Source organism: Pseudoalteromonas sp. 2CM28B, from assembly GCF_023161935.1.
In genome coordinates this window covers 91,050-115,746 of sequence record NZ_JALNTH010000017.1, presented here as the reverse complement: position 1 = coordinate 115,746, position 24,697 = coordinate 91,050, and the positions used below count along the sequence as shown (strand labels likewise).

25 protein-coding genes and 1 tRNA gene are annotated in these 24,697 nt (G+C 40.7%); 13 read left to right on the top strand and 13 right to left on the bottom strand.

Translation table 11 applies throughout. The features are described 5' to 3' along the window. Window positions 1–49 precede the first annotated feature (49 nt). The 4 genes from hflK to MTN96_RS20615 all read left to right on the top strand — a co-directional run bounded on the left by hflK (window position 50) and on the right by MTN96_RS20615 (window position 4,389). Entirely contained in the window at window positions 50–1,219 is a 1,170-nt protein-coding gene (hflK, locus tag MTN96_RS20630) for an FtsH protease activity modulator HflK (RefSeq protein ID WP_010391686.1), read from the top strand. Between the two features lie 5 nt (window positions 1,220–1,224). Beyond that, a complete protein-coding gene (hflC, locus tag MTN96_RS20625) occupies window positions 1,225–2,103 on the top strand; it encodes a protease modulator HflC (RefSeq protein WP_008113491.1) in 879 nt (292 codons plus the stop codon). Window positions 2,104–2,312: 209 nt separating this feature from the next. Then, window positions 2,313–3,626 carry an adenylosuccinate synthase gene (locus MTN96_RS20620; RefSeq protein ID WP_010391689.1) on the top strand — a complete coding sequence of 438 codons (1,314 nt, stop codon included), beginning with the start codon at window positions 2,313–2,315 and terminating at the stop codon, window positions 3,624–3,626. A gap of 124 nt (window positions 3,627–3,750) precedes the next feature. Continuing rightward, complete coding sequence (locus tag MTN96_RS20615) at window positions 3,751–4,389, top strand: tetratricopeptide repeat protein (protein WP_013466021.1); 639 nt, start codon at window positions 3,751–3,753, stop codon at window positions 4,387–4,389. Between the two features lie 132 nt (window positions 4,390–4,521). Here MTN96_RS20615 and MTN96_RS20610 read toward each other — a convergent pair whose 3' ends face one another. Beyond that, entirely contained in the window at window positions 4,522–6,381 is a 1,860-nt protein-coding gene (locus tag MTN96_RS20610; RefSeq protein ID WP_138626681.1) for a sodium:proton antiporter, read from the bottom strand. Between the two features lie 861 nt (window positions 6,382–7,242). On the opposite strand from MTN96_RS20610, the gene proB reads away from it, so the two are divergent. Beyond that, on the top strand, window positions 7,243–8,349 hold the full coding sequence (proB, locus tag MTN96_RS20605) for a glutamate 5-kinase (protein ID WP_036980350.1): 1,107 nt from the start codon (window positions 7,243–7,245) through the stop codon (window positions 8,347–8,349). Beyond that, complete coding sequence (locus MTN96_RS20600; protein ID WP_036980348.1) at window positions 8,346–9,593, top strand: glutamate-5-semialdehyde dehydrogenase; 1,248 nt, start codon at window positions 8,346–8,348, stop codon at window positions 9,591–9,593. Before proB ends, MTN96_RS20600 begins: the two co-directional genes overlap by 4 nt. Before the next feature lie 179 nt (window positions 9,594–9,772). Here MTN96_RS20600 and MTN96_RS20595 read toward each other — a convergent pair. After that, window positions 9,773–9,848: transfer RNA gene (locus MTN96_RS20595), tRNA-Ala, on the bottom strand. 165 nt (window positions 9,849–10,013) lie between these two features. Here MTN96_RS20595 and MTN96_RS20590 point away from each other — a divergent pair. Next, window positions 10,014–10,400, top strand: coding sequence for a hypothetical protein (locus tag MTN96_RS20590; RefSeq protein ID WP_193049333.1), 387 nt, complete (start codon window positions 10,014–10,016; stop codon window positions 10,398–10,400). A 1-nt stretch (window position 10,401) separates the two neighbouring features. After that, window positions 10,402–10,902 carry a prolyl-tRNA synthetase associated domain-containing protein gene (locus MTN96_RS20585; protein WP_138626684.1) on the top strand — a complete coding sequence of 167 codons (501 nt, stop codon included), beginning with the start codon at window positions 10,402–10,404 and terminating at the stop codon, window positions 10,900–10,902. Here the strand turns inward: MTN96_RS20585 and MTN96_RS20580 are convergent. Next, on the bottom strand, window positions 10,869–12,017 hold the full coding sequence (locus MTN96_RS20580) for an MFS transporter (protein WP_138626685.1): 1,149 nt from the start codon (window positions 12,015–12,017) through the stop codon (window positions 10,869–10,871). The two genes, MTN96_RS20585 and MTN96_RS20580, sit on opposite strands and share 34 nt — an antisense overlap. 194 nt (window positions 12,018–12,211) lie before the next feature. On the opposite strand from MTN96_RS20580, the gene MTN96_RS20575 reads away from it, so the two are divergent. From MTN96_RS20575 to MTN96_RS20560, 4 genes are all read left to right on the top strand, one after another. Beyond that, complete coding sequence (locus MTN96_RS20575) at window positions 12,212–12,751, top strand: DUF2058 domain-containing protein (protein WP_010391699.1); 540 nt, start codon at window positions 12,212–12,214, stop codon at window positions 12,749–12,751. A gap of 171 nt (window positions 12,752–12,922) precedes the next feature. Next, entirely contained in the window at window positions 12,923–13,246 is a 324-nt protein-coding gene (locus tag MTN96_RS20570; RefSeq protein WP_010391700.1) for a c-type cytochrome, read from the top strand. Between the two features lie 134 nt (window positions 13,247–13,380). Continuing rightward, the gene (locus MTN96_RS20565) at window positions 13,381–14,148 is read left to right on the top strand and encodes a class II aldolase/adducin family protein (RefSeq protein ID WP_069439782.1); all 768 of its coding nucleotides are present in this window, start codon (window positions 13,381–13,383) and stop codon (window positions 14,146–14,148) included. Between the two features lie 27 nt (window positions 14,149–14,175). Beyond that, a complete protein-coding gene (locus MTN96_RS20560) occupies window positions 14,176–15,351 on the top strand; it encodes a mandelate racemase/muconate lactonizing enzyme family protein (protein WP_010391702.1) in 1,176 nt (391 codons plus the stop codon). Window positions 15,352–15,402: 51 nt separating this feature from the next. Here MTN96_RS20560 and MTN96_RS20555 read toward each other — a convergent pair whose 3' ends face one another. From MTN96_RS20555 to MTN96_RS20515, 9 genes are all read right to left on the bottom strand, one after another. After that, entirely contained in the window at window positions 15,403–15,783 is a 381-nt protein-coding gene (locus MTN96_RS20555; protein WP_069439783.1) for a hypothetical protein, read from the bottom strand. A 3-nt stretch (window positions 15,784–15,786) separates the two neighbouring features. Beyond that, window positions 15,787–17,349: a S41 family peptidase gene (locus MTN96_RS20550; protein ID WP_248532641.1), complete on the bottom strand. Its 1,563-nt coding sequence runs from the start codon at window positions 17,347–17,349 to the stop codon at window positions 15,787–15,789. A 48-nt stretch (window positions 17,350–17,397) separates the two neighbouring features. Then, entirely contained in the window at window positions 17,398–18,237 is an 840-nt protein-coding gene (locus tag MTN96_RS20545; protein ID WP_248532640.1) for an amidohydrolase, read from the bottom strand. Beyond that, window positions 18,234–18,962 (bottom strand): SDR family NAD(P)-dependent oxidoreductase, encoded by a 729-nt coding sequence (locus tag MTN96_RS20540; RefSeq protein ID WP_248532639.1) that lies wholly within the window; start codon window positions 18,960–18,962, stop codon window positions 18,234–18,236. Before MTN96_RS20540 ends, MTN96_RS20545 begins: the two co-directional genes overlap by 4 nt. A 21-nt stretch (window positions 18,963–18,983) precedes the next feature. Further along, window positions 18,984–19,472 (bottom strand): peptidylprolyl isomerase, encoded by a 489-nt coding sequence (locus tag MTN96_RS20535; RefSeq protein ID WP_008466307.1) that lies wholly within the window; start codon window positions 19,470–19,472, stop codon window positions 18,984–18,986. A gap of 65 nt (window positions 19,473–19,537) precedes the next feature. Further along, window positions 19,538–20,986: a transglycosylase SLT domain-containing protein gene (locus MTN96_RS20530; protein WP_024601946.1), complete on the bottom strand. Its 1,449-nt coding sequence runs from the start codon at window positions 20,984–20,986 to the stop codon at window positions 19,538–19,540. A 56-nt stretch (window positions 20,987–21,042) separates the two neighbouring features. Then, window positions 21,043–22,062: an MBL fold metallo-hydrolase gene (locus tag MTN96_RS20525; RefSeq protein WP_248532638.1), complete on the bottom strand. Its 1,020-nt coding sequence runs from the start codon at window positions 22,060–22,062 to the stop codon at window positions 21,043–21,045. Window positions 22,063–22,118: 56 nt separating this feature from the next. Continuing rightward, a complete protein-coding gene (locus MTN96_RS20520) occupies window positions 22,119–22,424 on the bottom strand; it encodes a cell division protein ZapA (RefSeq protein ID WP_013466007.1) in 306 nt (101 codons plus the stop codon). Further along, a complete protein-coding gene (locus MTN96_RS20515) occupies window positions 22,424–22,654 on the bottom strand; it encodes a hypothetical protein (protein WP_008113449.1) in 231 nt (76 codons plus the stop codon). The genes MTN96_RS20520 and MTN96_RS20515 overlap by 1 nt, the downstream gene beginning before the upstream one ends. Before the next feature lie 238 nt (window positions 22,655–22,892). Between MTN96_RS20515 and MTN96_RS20510 the strand changes: the two genes are divergently transcribed. Beyond that, window positions 22,893–23,732 carry a 23S rRNA (adenine(2030)-N(6))-methyltransferase RlmJ gene (locus MTN96_RS20510; protein ID WP_036980316.1) on the top strand — a complete coding sequence of 280 codons (840 nt, stop codon included), beginning with the start codon at window positions 22,893–22,895 and terminating at the stop codon, window positions 23,730–23,732. 69 nt (window positions 23,733–23,801) lie between these two features. Here MTN96_RS20510 and MTN96_RS20505 read toward each other — a convergent pair whose 3' ends face one another. After that, window positions 23,802–24,608, bottom strand: coding sequence for an META domain-containing protein (locus MTN96_RS20505; protein WP_248532637.1), 807 nt, complete (start codon window positions 24,606–24,608; stop codon window positions 23,802–23,804). Window positions 24,609–24,697 lie beyond the last annotated feature (89 nt).

Sequence of the window (24,697 nt, the reverse complement as noted above, 5' to 3'; positions counted from 1 at the left end):
AGATTTAACACAATTTCCGAATTTATTTAGATAACAATGGAGTATAGCTATGGCCTGGAATGAACCGGGTAATAATGGCAATGACAAAGATCCGTGGAATAACAAAGGCGGACGTGATCAAGGCCCACCTGATTTAGACGAGGTGTTCCGTAAATTCAGTAACAAGTTTAACGGCTTATTTGGCGGTAAAAAATCCGGCAATGGTAGCGGCGGTGGACTTGGCGGAGCCGGTATTTCATTTGTACTTATTATCGCTGCCATTGTGTGGGCGTTAAGTGGTATTTATACGGTGAAAGAAGCTGAACGCGGTGTCGTTCTTCAATTTGGTAAGTTTGACCGAATTGCAGATCCAGGCTTGCGTTGGAAAATGACCTTTGTTGAGACGGTTATTCCAGTCGATATCGAAGCTGTTCGTTCGTTATCAGCATCAGGCTTTATGCTAACTGAAGATGAAAACGTAGTAAGCGTTGAGTTTGAAGTACAGTATCGAGTAATCGACCCATACTTATACAAGTTTAGTGTCACTAACGCTGACAGCAGTCTTGAAGAAGCATTAGATAGTGCGCTGCGTTATGTTGTTGGCCATTCAAAAATGGACCAAGTACTGACTAACGGCCGTGAAGTTGTGCGTCAAAATACCTGGGATGAGCTAAATCAAATCATCGAACCTTATAACTTAGGTTTAATCGTAACTGACGTTAACTTCAAGGATTCACGTCCGCCAATGGAAGTTAAAGATGCGTTTGATGATGCAATTGCAGCCCAAGAGGATGAACAACGCTTTATTCGTGAAGCCGAAGCGTATGCCCGTGAAATTGAACCGCGTGCACGTGGTCAAGTAACGCGTATGACGCAAGAGGCTGAAGGTTACCAAGAGCGTATTACTTTAGAAGCGCAAGGTGAAGTGGCTCGTTTTGAGAAATTACTTCCAGAATACCAAGCAGCTAAAGAAGTAACACGTGAGCGTTTATACATAGACACGATGCAAGAAGTGCTAGGTAATAGCTCTAAAGTGTTGGTTGATGTTAAAGGCGGCAACAACATGATGTACTTACCACTTGATAAAATCATGGAAAAACAGGGTTCATCAACACGTATTGCTTTACCTAGCTCAAGCGATATTAACGATTTACGTAACAAGGTAAATACGTCACGCAACAGCACTGTTAATAGTGGTAACGATCGCTTTAACAATGATCGCTTTAACGACGGGAGATAAGAGCAATGAAAAACTTTAGTTTAGTAATCCTATTAGCCGCCATTGTGATGTCTTTCTCGTCAGTATTTGTGGTTTCTGAAGGCCAAAAGGCGATTGTACTTTTATTTAGTAAAGTACAAAAAGACAGCGATGATCAAGCGGTAGTTTATGGTCCAGGTCTACATTTAAAAGTGCCATTTTTTAGCCAAGTGCGCCGCATTGATGCGCGTATTCAAACGCTAGATGGCACACCGGATCGCTTTGTAACTAGCGAGAAAAAAGACTTAATTGTTGATTCGTTTGTAAAATGGCGTGTTAACGACTTTAGCTCTTTTTACCTGCGTGCACGTGGTGATAAGCAATACGCTGAAACACTGCTTAAGCAAAAAGTAAATAATGGCCTACGTACTAACTTTGGTACGCGTACTATTCGTGAAATTGTATCGGGTGAACGCAGCGAGCTGATGGAAGAAGCGTTAGTACAAGCCTCTGAAAGTGCTAGTGAGCTGGGTATTGAAGTACTTGATGTACGTGTTAAGCAAATTAACTTACCTCAGGAGGTGAGTAGCTCTATTTACCAACGTATGCGTGCTGAGCGTACTGCCGTTGCTAAAGAGCACCGTTCTGAAGGTCAGGAAAAAGCAGAGACGATTCGTGCAGGTGTTGACCGCCGAGTAACAGTAATGCTTGCCGATGCAGAACGTAATGCGCGTTCTGTTCGTGGTCAAGGCGATGCTGATGCTGCTGCGATTTACGCTAGTGCTTATAATAAAGACCCTGAGTTCTTTAGCTTTGTTCGCTCTTTAGAAGCTTACAAGCAAACTTTCAAAGGAAAGCAAGACGTGATGGTGTTATCACCGGATAGCGACTTCTTCCAATACATGAAAGGCGCGAAAGCTCAGTAATCACAGCTTTAGTTAAATTTAAAAAGCCCTGCAATTGCAGGGCTTTTTGTTATCTGAATTTTAATTTTATAAATTACTGTTATTTATGTGATTATTAGCTAAACACTGATGTTTACTAAGGGCTCGAGGAAAAAATAAGCTAAACGGGGTGAACTTTGCTTTAGTTTTCTGGTAAAATCTCGTCCTAATTTTCTCTAAGTGAATTTGCAATGGGTAAAAACGTTGTTGTACTAGGCACCCAATGGGGTGACGAAGGTAAGGGTAAGGTAGTTGACCTCCTTACAGATAAAGCATCTTTAGTAGTTCGTTATCAAGGTGGTCATAACGCTGGCCATACCTTAGTGATCGACGGTGAAAAGACAGTTCTACACCTTATTCCATCGGGTGTATTACGTGACAATGTTAAATGTGTGATTGGTAATGGTGTTGTTTTATCACCAGAAGCGCTAATGAAAGAAATTGGCATGCTTGAAGAGCGTGGCGTACCTGTACGTGAACGTCTTTTAATCAGTGAAGCATGTCCGCTAATATTGCCTTTCCATGTTGCATTAGATGTAGCTCGCGAAACTGCGCGTGGCGATAAACCAATCGGTACAACGGGTCGTGGTATCGGTCCAGCGTACGAAGATAAAGTAGCACGTCGTGGTTTACGTGTTGGTGATTTATTCAATCCTGAATTATTTGCTACTAAGTTAAAAGAAGTATTGGAATACCATAACTTCACATTAGTGAACTACTACAAAGTAGACGCTGTTGACTTCCAAAAAACGTTTGATGATGCAATGGCTGTTGCTGATATTTTAAAAGCAATGGTAGTTGATGTAACTGAGCTTTTAGATCAAACGCGTAACGCCGGTGACAACATCTTATTTGAAGGTGCTCAAGGTACACTACTTGATATCGATCATGGTACTTACCCTTATGTAACATCTTCAAACACCACCGCTGGTGGCGTTGCTACAGGTGCGGGTTTTGGCCCATTACACCTTGATTATGTGCTAGGTATCATTAAAGCGTACACAACACGTGTAGGTTCAGGTCCTTTCCCTACAGAGCTTTACGACGGCCTTGATAAGCAAGACCCAGTCGGTAAGCATTTAGGTGACAAAGGCCATGAGTTTGGTGCTACTACAGGTCGTTTACGTCGTACAGGTTGGTTAGATGCAGTGGCTATGCGCCGTGCAGTCCAAATCAACAGCATTTCAGGATTTTGTTTAACTAAACTTGACGTTTTAGATGGTTTAGAAACACTTAAAATCTGTACTGGTTATAAGCTTGAAGATGGTACTGTGACTAACGTGACACCATTAGCAGCTGAAGGTTACGATAAAGTAACGCCAGTATACGAAGAAATGCCTGGCTGGTCTGAAAATACCGTGGGTGTAACATCGCTTGAAGGCTTACCTAAAGCGGCAATTGATTACATCAAACGTATTGAAGAAATCACTGGCGTACCTGTTGATATTATCTCTACAGGTCCTGATCGTGTTGAAACGATGATACTTCGTAGCCCATTTGCATAATTGGGTTTAAGTTGAAAAAAAGCTGCCATGTGCAGCTTTTTTTATGTCTGCAGAAAAGTGACGCTATTAATAGTGGAACGATCTTTGTATATTATTTGGTAAGTTTATTTTTAAAGTGGTTAATATGCGTTTATCTTCTCGTTGCTCAGTGTGGTCATTATCACTACTTACACTTTCTTTATTTAATATAAGCAATAGCTTAGCTGAAGAAAGCCCTGCAGCTGTGCCGCTGTATACTGAATCTGAGTTAATAGCTTTAATTAATGAGAACACTCATCTAGCCCGCGTGAAGGCAGATAATTGCCAGTTAGTGCAAGATATAGAAGCGCGAGCCAATAAAATGGCATTGCCGTCGTATCAATTTTTATACGGTGATATGCTCGCCTACAAGGTGTGTGTTGAGCGTGATGTAGCTTTAGGTGTGTATTACATGAAAAAAGCGGCTGAGCAGGGCTTAGCGGCAGCATTAGAGCAGTTAGGTCGCTATTACGATGTTGGTCAGTTAGTCCAAAAAGACAAAGCCATGGCAATAACCTACCTCCGTGAGGCCTCAGCGCAAGGTAACTTAAAAGCGCAATTACGATTAGTGGGCTTGTTTAATCAAGGCTATGGAAGTCCAAGAGACTTTGAAGATGCTTATCGTTGGCTGTTTAACACCACGGTAGCAGACAAAGCGACACATAAAAAAATAGAGCGAGCATTAACTAAACTTGCTGAAAAAATGCCAGCTAGTGTCGTTACTCGCGCGCGCTTACCTATGTAACCTAAACTCTGGCTAGAGAAAATAAACCTAATTATGGCTATGATTTAATATGTTAGTAAATCTCTTAATCAGAGTTTAGGTTTGTAAATAAAAAAGCGAGAGTGCTTTTTTAGCACTCTCGCTTTTTAGTTATTACTCGTCTTTTTTATTGTCTTTGGCTTTGTTATTGGCCGGATCTTTTAATAGCGATATTTTAGGCGGTTGCAATGCAACTACTCGTTCACCCTCTTGTGGTGGCTTTTCCATATCACTGGTAAAAGGCCTCATTTTCACTGGTGCGTCTTCAGCACTGTCTTTATCCCCTTTGAGAATAAACAGTGGGATCGCTTCAGGATTCATTTCTAAATACTGCTGCCAGCTAAACTCTCCAGATATACGTGTTGCACTCACTTTACCGCCTTTGGCAATAACACTGCTTAAGCGTGCATATGCACCGTTCTCGCCAAACAGAATTTGTCGTGATAAAAACGTCGCACTGTCTTTATTTGCTTTGGCGTGCGAAGAAGAGGAACGTAGTGAAAATACATTTTTTTCATTTAATAAATGAGAGAAGTACTGCACCCCTAATGCGTTATGGTGGCGATTAGGTGAAAGCGCTAAAACACTGCGAATCGTGGTTAAAGGTAAATAACGTTCAGCATGCTCCGATTGCGGGTTACCATAATAGCAAGGCAGGCCATCCATACGCGCCATTCTACAGTTCTCCCAAGCAGGATCTGATAGATGAACAGGAATATTTTGCTCTTTTAAGCCACGTGCAATTGCACGCGATACATGGTTTGCACCTATGATTAAAATAGTATTAGGGGATGGTTGACGCACTCCAAGTAGTTTCGCAACAGGGATAGCCGTTAAGCTTTGCAATACCACAGTAACAATAATAACAGTAAATATGAGTGGCACCATTTTTTCGGCATCGGCCACTCCCGCTTCCATCATACTCAGCGCAAATACTGAACCAACGGCTGCTGCAACAATACCGCGAGGTGCAATCCAAGCAAGTACTAGGCGTGATTTCATCGGTAAGTCTGTACCAAAGGTTGAAATAGCAATACACAATGGGCGCGCAATAAATAGCACAATAGCTAAAAATATAAATACGTCGCTGTCGAGCATCATTAAATCAGAGAGTTGTAGTCTTGCAGCCAATAAAATAAATAAAGTTGAGATTAAAATCATCGACAAGTCTTCTTTAAACTCGAGTACCGAATCTATTTCCAAGTCATCTTGATTAGCTAACCAAATGCCAAACACCGTCACAGCCAGTAAGCCTGACTCATGGCTTATGTGGTTTGAAATAGAAAAGCTAATTAACACTAACGCTAAAATACCAAACTTATGTAGCTCAAATGGCAGCCATTCTCGGCGCATTAGTTGTGTCGTGATCCAACCCGAAACCACACCAATGCTTAAACCAACGCCAACGGTTTTAACCAGTGCAACGATAGTGTGGCTAAGTACTTCACCCTGACCAACCAGCATTACGGCTTCAAACACTAGTACTGCAAATAAAGCGCCAATGGGGTCTATTACTATGCCTTCCCAGCGTAAAATACGATCGATATCCTGGGTAGGTCGCATCGAGTTAAGTAATGGAGCAATAACGGTTGGCCCCGTAACAACAAGCACTGCGCCAAGTACTGCAGCAACGCGCCAATTTAACTCGAGTAACCAATAAGCGCTAAAACTAATAACAATACAAGTTGTAAGCATACCAATAGAGCAGAGGTTTCTGACGACTTTACTGATCCCTTTAAGTTCTCGAAAATGTAAGGTTAAGGACCCTTCAAATAAAATCACAGCGACACTCAAAGAGACCACAGGAAAAAGTAAATCACCTAATAATGCATCAGGGTCTAATACGCCACTAAATGGCCCTAATAAAAGCCCTGTAAGCAATAAAAACAGAATAGCGGGTACTCTAAACGCCCAAGCGACCCATTGGGCTAACACTGAACACAGTGCAATACCGGCTATATAAATTGCTGACATAGAGTAAAAATTCCTTAATTTTAATAATGTTTAAAAGTATAACGGTTACCAACCAGTAATACAGTGTGTATACACGTGTAAATTAAATTTAGCTAATAAATAATGTTTATTCATTTAGTGTTAACGTCTTTTTTGAGAGTGTTATCAAAGTTATAGTCTCTATAATTACTATTTATAGTAGTCTAACTTTATGATATCTATTGAAAAATGCGCATGCCTTGTCTGTTGTGACCTATTTAGCTTTAATTTTAGCCTTGATCTAAGCGGCTATTTTAACGTATTATACTTCGTGTTCGAATAATTAGTTATCTAATAAAGTTTGTTATTTAAGTAAGTAAACGTATTAGATATAAACATCTTAACTCTCTTAGTGATTGTTTCAGCGATGTTTTATAATTTTCGAACATAAAATATCATTTACCGAACTCTTTGGTATAGTTTTGCTCAAGGTGTTTATTTGCTTAACGCATATAAATTAAAGTTTGAGTTGAACTATTACCTTTCAATATTTAACCCCCATCGTGGCGGTTAAATCTCGGTCCTTAAGTCATCACCCTATCTGTTGGTGTACCAGACTTAAGAGGCTCTATGTATGTTGTTAATAAAAAAGCCGCACACAGCTTTTTACAGCGATACATAAACAACACTTTATATTTTTTTAGTTAGTACAATCCAATTTTATTGGGTTAATACTATTTATTTTTTGCATCTCAATTTAAAACAATGGTTTTAGAGACGGTGTACGCGTGTGTAAAAAAGTGTGGGCAATGATAAACAAATTCGACGTTATGTTTTAAACATAGCGACCTGGTTTCATTCATCAGTGTGATGAATACAAATAAAATGGAAAGTTGAGCATTTATGCAAAAGTTAAATTGGCGACGTATCGTACTTAAAGTGGGCAGTGCCTTAATTGCACCCGATCAAGATGGCTGTCGTTCACGCTACTTGTTAACCATCGCACAGTTTATCGTTCACTGTCGCGCACGTGGTATAGAGGTTATTTTAGTGTCATCAGGCTCTGTAGCGGCAGGCTCGCATTTATTTCCATCAGAGAAGCCGCGCTCAGTTGTTATGAAAAAAGCCATGGCAGCAGCAGGGCAAACAGAAATGATGGCCATGTGGGATCGCTTCTTTGATTTTCCTTCGGCGCAGCTACTATTAACTCATGGTGACCTACGTGACCGTGAGCGCTATCAAAGTATTCGTGAAACTGTATTTACCTTGTTAGAACACGGCGTGCTACCTATCATTAATGAAAATGATGCGGTGACAACAGATGATTTAAAAGTGGGTGATAACGATAACTTATCAGCGATGGTGGCAGCAGCCGCTGATGCCGACGCATTAATGATTTTTTCAGATGTAGATGGGCTGTATGACAAAAACCCAAATCTGCATGACGATGCCGTATTATTGCCTGAAATAAAATCAATTGATGATTCTATTTATGCTATGGCAGGATGTGCTACCAGTGCAGTAGGCACCGGTGGTATGAAAACCAAGATTGAAGCGGCAGAAAAAGCCACATCACATGGTATTGCAACGTATATTATTAATGGCTTTAAAGAAGAAACCTTTACTCGTTTATTAGCGGGCGAAAATCCAGGTAGTGTGTTCTTGCCTTATGAAAAACCAATGCAAGACTCTATTCACTGGATGACACATACCGCAAATGAACAAGGTGAAGTGGTTGTCGATGGGTCATTTGATGATTCGCTAGAAGGCGAAGACGGCTGTTTACGAGGCGATGAGATCAAGGAAGTACATGGCGAGTTTGCTGTGGGCGATACTATCTTAGTTCGCAGTGAAGATGGTACGCGTTTAGCTAAAGCCACAGCAAATTACAGTAGCTGCTTGTTAAACTTTATTGCAGACAACGAGCAGAGTGAATTCAGCGAAAAAATGCAGGATTCAATTGGACCAATTATTTCAGAAAAAGATATCGCATTATTGGAGAATTCATGAGTTTAATTACGGATATATCACGCCAAGCAGCAAAAGCTGCACATACACTTGCTTTACTCGATACCGAGACTAAAAACAACGTGTTAACCGATATGGCAGCGGCATTAAGAGATCAAAAAGAATTTATAATCAAAGAAAACGAAAGTGACCTAAGCGCTGCGCGTGACAATAATTTAGCAGCGTCAATGATAGACCGTTTAACATTGAATGATGAGCGCATTGAAGCGATGGCTGAAGGTATCGAAGTGATTGTTTCACTTGATGATCCGGTTGGCCAGTTACGTGATATCACTGAACGTCCAAATGGCATTAAAATCCGAAAAATGCGTGTACCACTGGGCGTGGTATGCATGATTTACGAAGCACGACCTAATGTAACGGCTGATGCTGGCGCATTGTGCTTTAAGTCGGGTAATGGTGTTATTTTGCGCGGTGGTAAAGAAGCGCTTAAAAGCTCACAAGCCATTGCTAGTGTAATGCACAGCGTGCTTACTAAACATGGTTTGCCAACGGCGCTAGTTTCAGTTATTCCAGATCCTGACCGTGCTTTACTAATGGAATTAATGCAGCAACGCGACAGTATTGATTTAATTATTCCACGTGGCGGTGAAGGGCTTATTAACTATGTAACAGAAAACAGTACAATTCCTGTTATTCAGCACTTTAAAGGCGTGTGTCATTTATACGTAGATAAAGATGCAGACTTAGAAGTGGCACTTAATCTACTACTTAACGGTAAAACTCAACGTACTGGCGTATGTAATGCCTTAGAAGGGTTAATAGTACACCAAGATGTTGCTGATGAGTTTTTAAACCTGTGCGCGGTAGTGCTTCGCCAAGAAGGCGTAAAAATAAATGCTGATGCCAAAGCGGCTGAGTATTTTGATAATGCCACTGTGCTTGCAGATAACGAATTTGGTGAAGAATATTTAGATTTAGAAATTGCTATTCGTATAGTGCCAAGCTTTGATGCAGCCGTTGAGCACATTGCTCAATTTGGCTCAAATCATACCGAAGTTATCTGTACTAAAAACGATGCTGCGGCAGAGTTATTCCAACGTAGTGTGGATGCATCGGTTGTTATGGTTAATGCGTCATCACGTTTCTCTGATGGCTCACAACTAGGTTTAGGCGCCGAGATTGGTATTGCAACGACTAAGCTGCATGCTTATGGTCCAATGGGGCTTGAGTCACTAACGACTGAGAAATATTTAGTTAATGGTGTTGGTCAAGTTCGCGAATAACTTACCCAACCTTATAAACGATATAAATGCCGGGCTTTTGCTCGGCATTTTTGATCTCGATTTAGCAAAATCAAATAACTAAGCAAACATAAAGATTAAAACAGGGCAAAAAATGATTAACAGAGAAATTTATTTAGAATATAAAACAAGGAAATTACTTAAAGGAGAGAGTAGGAAAGTGGTGGAGCTAAGCAGGATCGAACTGCTGACCTCCTGCGTGCAAGGCAGGCGCTCTCCCAGCTGAGCTATAGCCCCACATTCCTAATTTACATATAATGTAAATGCTTAAGTGCTGAGTCTCAAGCGGGGTGAACTTTAAATATTTTTACGATTTTGGTCAAGTATTTTTTCACAAATTTTTCCGTTTTAACTAATTTTTGTTAAACTCGAGCTCAATATTTACTAAAACGACAATACATAATGAAAAAATACGCGTTAGTTTTCATGATTTTCCTTTTTGGTTGTGCCAGTTCAGTAGATGAACCGCCCTACGAAATTAATAATAAACAATTTTATGACACCCTTGATGGGCAAGGTAACAAGCTTTTTGCTTATGTGGTTTCTGTAAAGGCTAAAAGTCGTGAGCAAATTAATATCAATAAAAAACTAACCCGTAGTGATGTTCAGCGTTTTGCTGAGCAAGAGCATTTTGAAGAGTCGAGTGTTTTAAAATTACAATTAGAAGATCAAGCGGTAGAGTTTCTTAATAAAGAACTAGCACAGCGTAACTATTGTGCAGGTAAGCATGAAATAAACGAAGTACTATGGCGTGATTTAAGTGTGCAATTAAGAGGGCGTTGTTTGTAGTATGTTAGCGGATAAACAAAAATTAGCGGCGGTGTTAGCCCAACTAAATATAGAATATGACGTAATAGAACATCCAGCGCTATATGGCAGCTTAGATGCCGACGAGCTGATGGTGAATCGCCCTGGAACACGCTTAAAAAATCTATTTTTGCGAGATAACGAAGGTAAGCGCCATTTTTTAGTGATCACCGCGCATGATAAACAACTCGATTTAAAATCGTTGTCTAAACAGCAAGGCCTATCGCGCTTAGGGTTTGCCTCTAATGAGCGCTTGGCTAAGTACTTAAAGGTTGCACCTGGTTGTGTGTCAATGCTCAGCTTAATGAACGATAAGCAACGAGATGTAACGCTTTGGCTTGACCAAGATATTTGGTTTGGCGATTTATTTCATTGCCACCCGTTTGAAAATACCCAAACATGGTTATTAACTAAGCCTGATTTACTGCGTTTTTTTGACTTTACTGAGCATCAGCCGCGGGTGATGTTTTTGCCATCGCGCTGAGCCCACAAAATAAGCCCCAGTCCACACAAACACACAGCGAGTAATGTTGTCATAAACGCCGTTTGTCCATGAGCTTGATAAACCACCCCAGGTAATAACGAGCCCAGTGCGCCGCCGCTGTAATAAAATGATACATAGCATCCGTTGGTAACGCTTGGCGGTGCGTGACTGATTTTATTAACCAGTGGTGCCGCTGTGGAATGAATTACAAACATAGCGCCACAAAAGAGTGTGAATGCAATTAAAAACAACAACAGTGAATGACTCATTAATAATACAATACTGAGGTTATAAAACACGAATACCGCGGCCAACAATCGCCAGGCTGAAGTCATTTTTTTTAATAGCCAAGGAGTGAAAATAGAAGCCAAAGCACCCACCAAATAGCCACTATAAACAAAGCCAATGTCGCGCGTGTTATTAATTAAAAAGGTATTTTTTAAAATAAAAGGCAAGTAGTTTAATAATGCTGCAAAGCAAAAAAACATACAAAAAATGGCACCATAGAGCTTAAGTGCAGAGCCCTCTTTAAGTTGTTTTATATAATCTAATGGCGATAAAACCTCGGTTGATTTAACAAGATTAAAACGTTTATGAGGAATACTTAACGCTAGAATAATCAGCATGGCTGCTATTAGGTAATAAAAACTCTGCCACGACCAAACATCGCTAAAGAGCGCAGCCAATACTCGGCCAAAATAACCACCGACAATAGTACTACCAATATATAGCGTCATATTTTTTTGTAATGTATCGGCTTGATAACTCATACCAATATAACTGGTCATAGCGGTTAAAGCGGCAGGTAAAGTTAGCCCTTGTAAAAACCGAACAAGTAACAGTAGCTCAAAACTAGGGGCATAAATAAATAATAAGCAGCCGACACCGAGGAATAACATTGCAGTGCGTAAAATTAATAATGGGTTTCGCTTAGCTAAAAACAACCCATACACCAAAGGGGCAATGGCTAAAGGCAGCATAGTTGCCGTCATTAAGCTGCCCGCAACAGCAGGAGCAACATTAAATTCAGTAGCAAATAAACTTAATAATGGCTGTGGTGCGTATAAAACAAAAAAAATGAAAACAGAACAAAAGAGTAAGTGAGGTAAGCGCATCGACTGCCGTTAACATTGCTTATTAGTTGAGCTGCATTATATACAAAACTGCTAGGGTTTTCATAAATTAACCTTTATTGCGCTAAATCATGCTTTGTTTTCAGTAGTTTGTTAGATTAATACCAATAGCGCTGTTATTTACGCTCGTTGGTGATTAAAATAGCATTAATATTCGTTTTTAGTGGGAACACGCCATGGGGTCACTACAAGAGCAATTGCTCCAAGCTGGTTTAACAACATCACATAAAGCTAAAGTTGCTAAATCAGAAAAGCGCAAGCAACAGAAAAAGCAAAAGAAGGGAGCGACGAGCAACCCGAACGATTTACAAAAGCATATTCAGCAAACTAAGTTGGAGCAGCAGCAAAAAGCTGAAGAGCTCAATAAAGCGCGCCAAGAAGAATTAAAGCAGCGCGAGCAAGTCGCCCGTGTTAAGCAAATTTTAGAGCATCATAATCAAGAGTCAATTCGCGGTGAGCGTACCTTTAACTTCACTTATGAAAATAAAGTGAAAGGGCTTGATGTGAATGAGCAAACGCAAAAGGCGCTCTCGGGCGGGCGTTTAGCTATTTGTGTGTTAGAAGGTCAGTTTTACGTATTAGAAGATGAGCCTGCGCGTAAAGTGGCTGAGGTGGATGAAAAGTATATTGTGTTTCATGTTGAGCCTGAAAATAAAGCCAAAGATGAAGACGATCCGTATGCTGATTTTGAAGTGCCAGACGATCTTATTTGGTAAGCCTATTAAGTATCTGCTCAGTTAAAGCAAGCTAGTATGTGTTTTATGAGGGATACACGTATTTGTTCTGATTGATCGTCAAACCTTACCAAGGACGTATGCTTTTTAAAGATTTATTGACTACAATAATCACAACCGTTTTTTTTAACCGTAAAAAGAAGAGTAAATACAATGAGCAAGATAAAAACACTTTTATTAGGCGCGGGTATTGGTTTAGCCGCAAGTTTTTCATTTTCAGCAGCCGCTGCAGATGGCGCTGCACTTTACACAGCTAAAAATTGTCAAACATGTCATGGTGCAGAAGGTAAAGCACCTATTATGGCGATGTACCCTAAACTAAATGGTCAAAACAAAGAATATTTAGTAGCGCAAATGAAAGACATCAAGTCAGGCGCTCGTAACAACGGTATGTCTATGGCGATGAAAGCGATGGTTGCGACTGTGACTGATGAAGAATTTGAAGCGATTGCCGATTACCTATCAAAAGTACAATAATCGTTAACGCTAATTAAAAAGAGCCACACCTATGTGTGGCTTTTTTATTTGGTGATTGCCATCATGCAAATACTCATTTAGACTTCTAAACATCTACAATCACTAGCGCTATGCTGTGTTTTAAAAGGCTTGTTATGTTTGATTTACCCCAGCTCAATTTAAAAAATAAAGTATCAGAACAAGAGTGGCAACTACGTGTTGATTTAGCCGCATGTTATCGATTAGTTGACCATTTTCGTTGGGGGGATTTAATTTATACGCACCTTTCTGCTCGCCTACCGGGCACTGATCATTATTTAGTGAATGCCTTTGGCTTAACGTTTGATGAGATCACTGCATCTAACTTAGTCAAAGTAGATTTAAATGGCCGCATTATTGACGATACACCCTTTAATATTAATCCTGCAGGGTTCACTATTCACAGTGCCATTCACGAAGTACGTGAGGATGCACATTGCGTTATACACCTGCACACCAAAGAAACCATTGCGGTTGCAACACAAAAAGAAGGGCTGTTACCGCTAAGTCAGTATTCGATGTTTTCATTGCCGTCTCTGTCTTACCATGGCTATGAAGGTTTAGCGGTGAATGACGATGAACGTAAACGCCTGCAAACAGATTTAGGCACCACCAATTATATGCTATTGGTCAACCACGGCGGTTTAACAGTAGGACCAACGGTAGGCGATGCGTTTATGCGCTTTTATGACCTTCAGCGTGCCTGTGAAATACAGTTAGCCATTCAATCAAGTGCGCAAGAAGCGACTGCTGTGCCTCAAGCTATTATTGATAACATTTATAACCAAGCGAACGTCGTTCACAGTGGCAGTACAGGGGGCCAGCTAGCATGGCCTGCCATGTTACGAAAAGCGTATCGTCTTGATCCTAGTTTTGCAAAATAACCCACTGAAGGTTAATAAGGAATTTTTATGAAAGTAAATCGCGTTGAAGTCTTTGATATTCATTGCCCTGATCGGCCTGCATGGACGCCGGTATTTGTTCGAATTCATACCGATGAAGGTATTAGCGGTGTGGGTGAAGCAGGTCTTGCGTACGATTTAGGCCACAGTGCCGCTGCTGCGATGATCAAAGAAATGGCCGATGCCTTTTTAATTGGCCATGACCCGTTTCAAACTGAAAAACTATGGTCGCGCATGTTACGTGAAAGTTTTTGGGGTTTAGGTGGTGGGCCGGTGGTTTACGCAGCAATGAGTGCGATTGATACGGCGCTTTGGGATATAAAAGGTAAAGCATTGGGTTTACCGGTTTATCAGTTGCTTGGCGGTAAAGTTAACGACAAGTTGCGTACTTATGCATCACAGCTGCAGTTTGACTGGGACAGTGAATTTAAAGCGCTGGTACAGCCACAAGAATATGCAGAAGCGGCACTAAAAGCGGTGGCGGAAGGTTACGATGCGGTAAAGGTCGATCCAATTCAATACGATAAAGACGGCAACACCTATTACGACCGCACAAATATTATTTCTCGTCCAGAAATGAAACTATACCGCGCTCGTATGCAGGCTATTCGTGAAGCCGTGGGTGACGAAGTAGATATTATTTTTGAATGTCATAGCTTACCAGGGGCGACATCGGCAATTCAAATTGGTGAAATTGCAGAAGAATTTGACTGTATGTATTTTGAAGAGCCGGTGAATTACCTAAACCATTCATTACATGCAAAAGTGGCTGATAAAGTGGCTGTGCCTATTGCAGGCGGCGAGCGCTTGTATAACCGCTGGGGTGTACGTCCTTATTTAGAAGATCAAAGTATTGATGTACTACAGCCAGATATCGGCTTATGTGGTGGCTTTACCGAAACTAAAAAAGTATGTGATTACGCTGATATTTTTGATGTGCGTATTCAGGCACACGTATGTGGTGGGCCGGTTGCAACGGCGGCATCATTGCACTTAGAAACAGCGATCCCTAACTTTTTAATTCACGAGCATCATACTTACGCAATTAAAAAGTGGAATAGAGAGCTATGCTTACAAGATCCACAACCTAAAAATGGCTTTTTTGAAGTATCTGAAGAACCAGGTCTTGGTATTGAGCTTAACGATGAAATTGTAATGCGCTCACAACGTGTAGAAATAAAATAGTTTACTCTGTTGAGGAATCGCCGGTAAGTGAGTTGTCACTTACCGGCTTTTTTATCGCTGTGGGTTTATTTTACAAAGTACTTGTTTTAGTTCAATGGTTGCCTTGCTATCAAGGTGGCGAACAAAACAGCGCTCTCCCTTAGTCACGAGCTCAAATTGATCTGGCATATTAAGTTGCTTGCCCATAATAGGGTTGCCCTGAGGATCTTTATGATTAAGTTGCTCAAGGGTAACTGTACTTGAGGTGACAAAAACATCGTCTGCTAATTGAACCTGCGAGCTATGCAGCAGCTGCGCAATTGCGTCGGCTACTTTAGCGCTATTAGGCTCAATTAGTAACGCATGTTGCAATTTAGGTGTGGGCTCTGAGCTTTGTGCTAAGCACCCACTTAAAAATAGCGAAATTGCAGTTATTGCTAATAAAATCTTCATTGCTTATCTCATGTTATCGCTAAGAATAATATTCTGTTTTAGTACAGTCTGAATTCGCGCGTCTTTTACTTCAGGCATATCGGTGGCGATAGTGGGCGCAAAACCGAGAACACTATTTATTGAGCTTGGGGCTGGGCAACTGCCGGTTGATCTATAACTAAGTGCGGTATTAAGTAAGCCTTCACTTGCATCACCTAAGCGTTTGCTAAAGTCATCGGCAACAGCACAGCCTGCAATAAGTACGGGCTGGCGCGCATTATCAATGGTATTTTGCGGTGCAAAGCCATCTGAATATTCACCAAAACCTTTATTATTTTCGCCAGTAAATTGAATGGTAAAATAAGTAGTGTCGCAGTTATCGGTTGGGTAAAAGCCATACGGTTTACCACAGGTGCCAGCCCCTATCTGAATGATTTCAACATCGGCTCCGCGCAGCCCGTTAATTATAGCCTCACTGGCTGAGCAGGTACTGCTGGTGGTGAGTACAAATACCCGATCTAAATTTAACGTTGGTAATGGGGTGCCTGCAGCTATTGCAGGGTTATTTTCAAACCCGACAAAACGATTTGTAAAGAGCATGGGGGTCAGTGTTTGCCCTGTGATAGGGTTGGTATTGGGGTATTTATCGTTAAAAATAGTGCGTTCAAATATTTTGCCTTGGGTATTGTCACCTGCCACCATATAGCCTACTTGGCTGGCCATTTGTAACAAACCACCGCCGTTATAGCGCACATCAATGACTAAATCTTTAATGCTGCTGGCAGCGAGTTGGTTAAAGGCGTTGTAAAGCTGCGTTTCGGCTATCGCGTTGTGGCTATTAAATTGAAAGTAACCCACATCGCCGTTTGCTAAATCAGTACGTACGTTCATTACTGGTTGCGACTCGATATTTTGAGATGTGAGCGTAACAATGCGATTTTCATTAGTGCTGATATCCCTAAATACAAATTCGGTAACTTTACCTGTTTGTTCTGGGAATAAACCTGCGTTAATAATAGCTACCTCGCTTGATGAGGTCGTGTTAATAAAATCAACACCATCAACTTCTAAAAGCTCAAAGCCCCTAATAATATTTTGATTACTAGCAGGGGTATTTGGCTCGGTATAGCTAACAATTGCTTGGCGCGGCGCACTACCAGCGATTATTTTTATATTAAAGCCATAACCAAAGCTTAGGCCTGATTGATTTTGTCTTTGCCACTCATCGGTTGGCAAACTAAAGTGAAAGTTATCTTTTTTCGCACCTGACTCAGTCAGCTGCTCCGTTTTTAAAGTATTAAAGTAATCAATGACGCCTGACGTTAATGCCGGATTAGTATCAATAATTTCGTCGTACCATAAGTAGGTTTCGTTACTCCAAGAGCGTAGCCAGTTTTTTTCATTAATTGCTTGGCATTGACCTTTAAATTGCCCTGAGCTAGCAAAAACACCAGAAGTCCAGCCACCGTTATTAGTTGTTGGGTTGGTCGCATTGTCGCTACCTCCACCGCCACAACCTGTTAATAAAGCGGCTAGCGATAAAGAGAGTAATGTGTATTTAAAAGAAGATGAGTTAAGAATGGCCATACGCATGCTCGTTTTTTAAACTGTTGAGCTAAATATAGCGGTTTTTATTTAGAGTTGATAGAGGCGCGCAGCATTTTTGTAACTCAAATATTGCCATGTAAGATCATCGCTACATAGGCTTCGATAATGTTGCCATAACTCATTGTAGTTAATGTTAATTTGGCACACGGGGAAGTTGCTGGCAAACATCACTCTTTGCATACCAAAATGCTTTAAAATATGTGTAAAACATTGGGTTTGCTGCTCGCTATTAAGCATGAGTAATTCAAAGCCTGAAAACTTCATCGCAACATTAGGCTGTTGTGCGAGTAATTCAATGGCGCGTTGCCAGTTAGCAAGGTTGTGTGCAAGGCCTGCGTGATTAATGATGATTTGTAAGTCACTAACTTGGTTGGCATAAGAAATAAGTTGCTCGGTGATGTTGAGGTTTTCTATTTCAAATTGCGCTTCAAAATGCAGTTTTAAGTGGCTCAAGTGGCGCAGGTTATCGAGACAATGAGGGTTCAATAAGCGCGTGGCATCATGACCTTCAGTGATATCTCTAATGCCGACAAGGGATGAATGTTTTAGATATTTAAGTGCTAGTTTAAATGCGTTATTTGGCTGGTTAATTGTTGCAAAGCTAATCGCTTTGTAAGGTAGCCTTTTTATATGCTTTGCTAACCAGTTTAATTCATTAATAGGTTGCTCATTATCAAAGCCAGCTTCTATATGCACTAAACCAACGAGTTCAAAGTCCGTACTTTTGATTAGTTCAGCAACGCTAATCGGTTGTTTTATTTTATCTAAGTTAGGCCAAGCGGGTGGGTTAGCACCTTGCAGCCAGGTGTATTGACCCTCCAGCAAATTAAAAAAATGCACATGCGGGTCAATAATTTTAGTACTCATTGCGCTGTGTAACCGCCATCAATGCGTTGCAAACTGCCGGTAATAAAGCTGGCTTCTGGACTTACTAAAAAGTTTACCAGTGCTGCAACTTCATCGGCTTGGCCTAAACGATTAAGTGGTTGTAAAGCAGCTTCTTCGGCAACAATATCTGCCTTATTTGCGCCACTTTTTTTGCAGTATGCATCAATCGCATTATGAAATAACGGTGTTTCTATGGTGCCAGGACACACGGCATTAGTGCGAATATTAAAGCTTGCGTAATCTAAGGCGGTGGTTTTAGCCATCGAAGCCAGTGCATGTTTAGTCAGGTTATAAGCAAATGAGTTTTGTTTGCCAATAATGGCCTGATCTGAGGCAATTAACACAATAGCGCCATCTTGCTGTGCTTTCATGGCTGGTAATACGCTTTGTATAGCCGCGTACGCACCTTTAACATTCAGTGCCATTAACGCATCGAATGTCGCTTCATCGGTTTGCTCAATTGTGGCACTTAGGTGCTTGCCAGCATTTGAAACAAGTACATCAATGCGTTGTATTTTTTCAATAATAGCCTGTATACACTGACGTACGGCGGTTACATTACTAACATCACATTGATGAAAAACACCACTCTCACTGGGTTCAATATCTAAGTTATGAACCTGATAGCCGCTCGTTAATAATCGCTGAACCACAGCAAAGCCAATGCCTTTAGAGCCACCGGTTACTATTGCAACTTTTGACATACTTGTTCCTTTAATTAGCAATTAATGTGCGTGGCCGCAACCACCTTCAGCATGAACATGGCCGTGAGAAATCTCTTCGTTTGTTGCTTCTCGAACTGAGACAACCTCAACATCAAAAGTCAGCGTTTTACCAGCAAATGGGTGGTTTAAATCACAATCAGCATTAAAGCGGCCTACTTTTACAATGGTTACTTGGTGGCGACCTTGGTTTGATTGCACCATAGCAGTCATGCCTGGTTTCCATACTTTTACATCACCTTGAAGGTGCTTAAGCGGAATGCGCTGAATTAAGTCATCAACACGCTCACCGTATGATTCACTTGGAGATAACGTAACGCTAAATTTATCACCAGCGGCTTTACCTTCAAGTGCGGTTTCTAAACCTGGAAGCATGCCTTCGCTGCCGTGAATATAACTTAATGGCGCGTCGTTTAGGCTGCTTTCGATTTGTTCCCCCGCTTCGCTTAGGGTGTAATGAAATTCAACGGCCGAATTTTTACTGATTTGCATGCTTGTCTCTTTGAGTTTTAAATTAATTAAAGGCAATTTTACGCGAAATACTGCGCTTTAGAAACTTAACGTGGATGATTTAATGTATTTTGTAAGTCGAGTAACAGGTCTTTTTTCGCCGGTGTAGTTTTAGGTGTCGCGGCTTGAGGTATAAATAAAACCAACTGAGTCCCAGGTTTTAATACGCTTGAGGCAGATAATTTATTCCAACGCGCTAAATCGCTATGAGCAACGCCGTATAACTGACTTATATTCCAAAGGTTATCACCGGGTTTTACGTGGTAATCTACCTCGATGGTTGGAATGATTTGCTCTTTTTGTTCTAGATAAGGGCTTATTTTATAGTTAATAGTGAGCGACTCAGGCAAAGTTTGCGGCTCCCCTAAAATAAGCTTTTCGCCAACGCCAATAAAGTTATTTTGCTTATTATTGAGCTGTTTTAATACTTCTAAAGGCAAGCCAAAATGCCTAGCAATACCGTACAGCGTGTCATTTTTCTTAACGATGTATTCGCCTGCAAAATTGGCTTTAAAAAAGCGGTTTTTTAATAAAGCTTGTTGCTCTATAGGTAATAACAGAGTGTGCGGTCCATGGGGAGAGCTTTGATTTTTTAAATAACCCCGATTAAGGGCATGCAGTTGTTTGGCGCCCATGCCAGAGAGCTTGGCCATAACTGAAAAATCAAACTGTTTTGCCACATTTAGTGAGGTAGTCAGTGCTTTATAAGGAAGCTTTGGCCGTTTAAAATTTGCCTTAGGGTGTTTCACTAAATAGCTCAGTGCTAATAGTTTTGGTACATAGTCAGCGGTTTCTTTTGGCAGTGTTAGTGCCCAAAAGTCAGTTGATTTACCTCGTTTTTGATTGCGTTTTATAGCGCGCTTAACTCGGCCTTCACCGGTATTATAGGCCGCAAGTGCATGTAGCCAATTACCATCAAAACGTTTATGTAAATAGCTTAAATAATCAAGTGCCGCATCGGTTGAGGCTAATACATCCTGGCGTCCGTCATACCATTGATCTGATTTAACCCCAAAATGATGCGCGGTTGCTGCAACGAGTTGCCACACTCCCACAGCGTGCTCGCTTGAGCGTGCGGTAGGTCTAAAGCCACTTTCTACAAATGGTAACAAGGCGAGCTCCATCGGCAAGCGCTTTTGCTCAACTTTTTTTACAATATGGTATAAAAAAGGCGCTGCACGTCGAGACACTATTTTTAAATAATTAGGCTGTTTTAAATACCAGTTAATGCGTTTTTTTAACGCCTGATTTTGCTCAACCGGTAAATGTAAGTTATCAGCAATATGTGCCCATAACTCTGTGGGTTGAGCTATTTCAGGGGCTTTGGCTGTGGCTTTTTTATTAATGACTTTGTGAGTGTTTTTAGAGGTCGGCGTATTTGATAATGCCGGTTTTGACTCTACAGGTGTGGGAACTGCAGGCGCAATGATCTCTGGCTGAGTGGTTTTACAGCTGCATAGCAATACAATGGCAAAGCATAAGATCAAGTGACGCATTTTGTTCCTTTTTAAAAAATATATTTCCATATTTTAACACAATCCATTGTGTTCAGTTATTGACTGTTTTTAGTGCGAAGTAATCCCGATTGCAAAAATAAGTGACTTGATTTTATATCAAGTGGTTCTTGTTGATAAGGTTTTAGTGCCTCACTAGGGAAGTTTTTTTGTAATTGCTCAATACTGGCTTCAGGGTTGTTTTTAACATGCTCCGTAATTGCTTCTAAAAACGTGAGTGACTGTTTTAGTTTAACTTTATCGACTAAATCGCCATGTCCAGGAATAAAAAGTGACAGCGTATTATTATTTATATATTTTTTTAATAAGCGTTGCCATTGCTTAAGCTCGCCATGCCCAGGGTAAGGTAACCAATCGATGATATCACCACCAATTAAGGTTTTACCTTTGTCGGCAAGTAGTGTTAGATCGCCATTGGTATGTGCCTGATGCGGGTTTATAGTGAGTGTATAGCCACCTAAATCTAACGTTTTAGATTCACTAATACTCATTTTTGGTGGTGTTAATTGATAGTCTTGCCAGCGAAATAAGCGCTTTTTAGCGCGGGTAAGCTTTTCTCGCCATTGAACTTGCTCAGCATCGGGTAAGGTGGCTAATCGTTGATAGCTCAGCTCAATGCTTTTCTCGAATCCCTCTAGCTTGTCTGTTAAGGCTTGCTGGTAAAGCGAAAAGTCGTTAGCGACTTGTTGATGAGTAATAAGTTTTGCGTCTGGGAAGTAATGCTGCATAACCGCCATCCCCAGTAAGTGATCGTCATGAAAGTGGGTTGCAACTAAATAACACAAAGGCGTCTTTAGGCGTTGTTTTAGCTCGGTTACCAGTTGTTCTACCACCGCAAAGTTACCACTGGCATCAATGAGTAATGCACATTCACTGCCTTCAATTAATACTTGGTTAGAATCGTAAAAACGAAGTCTTTCAGGTTGCTTAAGAAATTGAATATTAGCTGACAACGGTTGCCACTCAATTGCTGCCTCGCTTTTTGTTTGCATAAGCAAGCAAATTAAAGGCAGTAAGCACTTACCTATTTTTTGAGTTTTACTTAAAAATGGTTGCATCTTTATTTCTAGCTGTATTTTTGACGGTAAAAACAATAAAAGCGCAAGATGCGCTTTTATTTAGTGTGCTCAGAGTTCGAGCTTAAGTACTGACTCAATTTATCAATCAGTTGATCTTGATATTCAAGCTCAACTGATTTTTGAGTTTTCGCTTCAAGCAATTCGTGGCTTAAATTTAAGGCAGCCATAAGTAATGCTTTTTGATCGTTTCTGACTGTTGAACGTTGTTTCATTTGTTCAACTAAATCATTCAGATTTTTGGCGGCCGCTTTTAGTGCCTCTTCTTGCCCCGCAGGACAAGCAAATTGCTGCTCTTTACCAAGCAATTCAACAGTGACTCGCTGGTTTTGCAGCTCAGACATTAGCTTGCCTGTTGCGCGCTTTGTAATTTATCTAACAATGATGACAAGGTGGTACTTGCATCTTTTTGTTTTTCTTCATTTTCAAGGGCTTCTAACTGCAATAACTCATTTTCATCAAGTAGCTTGCTGTTTTGCTCTTTAAGCTCTGTAATATCAGTTTGTAACTGATTATTACGGGTAATTAGTTGGTCGATCAGTTGTTCGAGTTGTTGAAGAGTGTTGTTGTTCATAAATGCGCTCATATAACTGTAATTAATGTCATGCAAATGTAAAGCAAAGTGTGTTTATTTGCCAGCATTTACGCTGGTTTTAGGTGATTTTTATTCTATGTTAAGGGATAATTCACGCTATTGGCTTTTTCATTCAGAAGCGGTTCACGTAAACCCCCGCTTTTGCTGGTATCGACTGTCAAAGTAGTGTGCTTATGGTTCACTGATTTTATTAAATAGCGTATGGTGAAAATAAATAATGCTTAGTTACAGACACTCCTTTCATGCGGGTAACCCTGCTGATGTACTTAAACATTTAGTGTTAGCGCAAGTACTGGGTTATCAAACAATTAAAGATAAGCCGCTTGACTATATTGATACGCATTCGGGGGCTGGTTTTTTTGAGCTTGCTGCACCTGACGCGCAAAAAACCCAAGAGTACCAAGATGGCATTGAAAAACTGTGGCAACATACTAGCCAACACAGTGCCTTAAATGACTACATTGAGCTAATAAAATCATTTAATGAGAGTGCATCGCTGGCGTTTTACCCAGGCTCACCAAAAATAGCCGAGCACTTTTTACGCCGTCAAGATAAGGGCTGGTTTTTTGAGCTGCATCCGCGAGATTTAGTCTTACTTGAAGAAAACATGCAAGGTAAGCGCTCTATTCGTGTACGCGGCGAAAATGGATTTGCAGGCTTAATTGGTTTGTTACCGCCAGCTTCGCGCAGAGCCTGTGTGTTAATAGACCCACCTTATGAAATAAAAGACGATTACAATACGGTAGTGCAAACCATTGTTAAAGCGCATCAACGCTTTGCAACAGGGACTTACATGATCTGGTATCCGGTTGTGGACAGAGAACGTATTGATAATATGGAGCAGGGTTTAATTGACGCGGGAATTAGAAATATTCAATTATTTGAATTAGGTACCGAAGCCGATACTGATGTACATGGTATGACTGCCTCTGGAATGATAGTGATAAATCCACCATGGAAATTAAAACAAGCAATGGATGACGTGCTACCTGAACTAGTAAGCTTGTTGAGTAAGCCAAGTGGCTTTTATCGCAGCGAGCAGTTAGTTGCCGAATAAAAATAAATAAGCCCAGTTTAACTGGGCTTTATACTGTTCTGCTTAGATGCGGAGTATTGTTACGCTTAGTTAAAAGTAAACAGCGTTAAAGGTTGCAAGTTGCTTGCCTGCCTCATTTTGTAATACTAATTTTTCACCGTTAATTTGCCATTGCGTTGCTGCTTGCAGCACACCCGCCATGGCGCTTTCTTGTTCCATATTTTCATGACACATTTTTTGCGTGGTAGCTAACTGCGTAAAAGTAACCGTTTGCTTCGATACTTCATAACCGCCATTAAAGTTATTGCACCCTAAAAAACCGTGCACAGTGTTGTCACTATTAAATTGAATAAATGGCTCTTTAGTATTCACTTCAACGGGATTGCCATCGATTGAAACGGCTTTGAAGTAGGTATTTACTAAGTCAACGTCTGGCTTTGGCGCTACTTTTGAAACAATAATTTCTAAAGGCTCTGCTGAGGCCGTATTAGCAAAAGGCGAGTTACTTGTTGTGCTGGTGTATAGTAAGTTTCCTTGATTATTAATGGTTGCGCGCACGCTGTAGCGATGGGCTGGATCAATTTTTTCAAGGTTGTATTCAAGCTCTACTTTATACGGAGGTGCGCCTACTAAATCAATTACCTGCTCAGAAATAACGGTTGCTGCTACATCCATTTTTGACACATCAACCAAGGTAACGGTTAGCTGTGAATTAGGCGCTAATAGGCTGCGATCTAGGTAGCTAACTTGTACTGGTAGAAAGGCTGTTGTTTGTTTCACAGCACTATTTTGCTGTGTGGTGTCATCGTTACATGCGCTAAGCATAAGAGTGCCACTTGCTAAAAAACATAGGCCTGCAACCGACTTTAAGATTGCGTTTGGCTTTGGTGAGAACATAACAGTTCCTAGATATAATTACGGATATAAACAATAGCATACGGCTAAGTTACTTAATCATCGCTTAACTTGTAAATACAGCCAATACA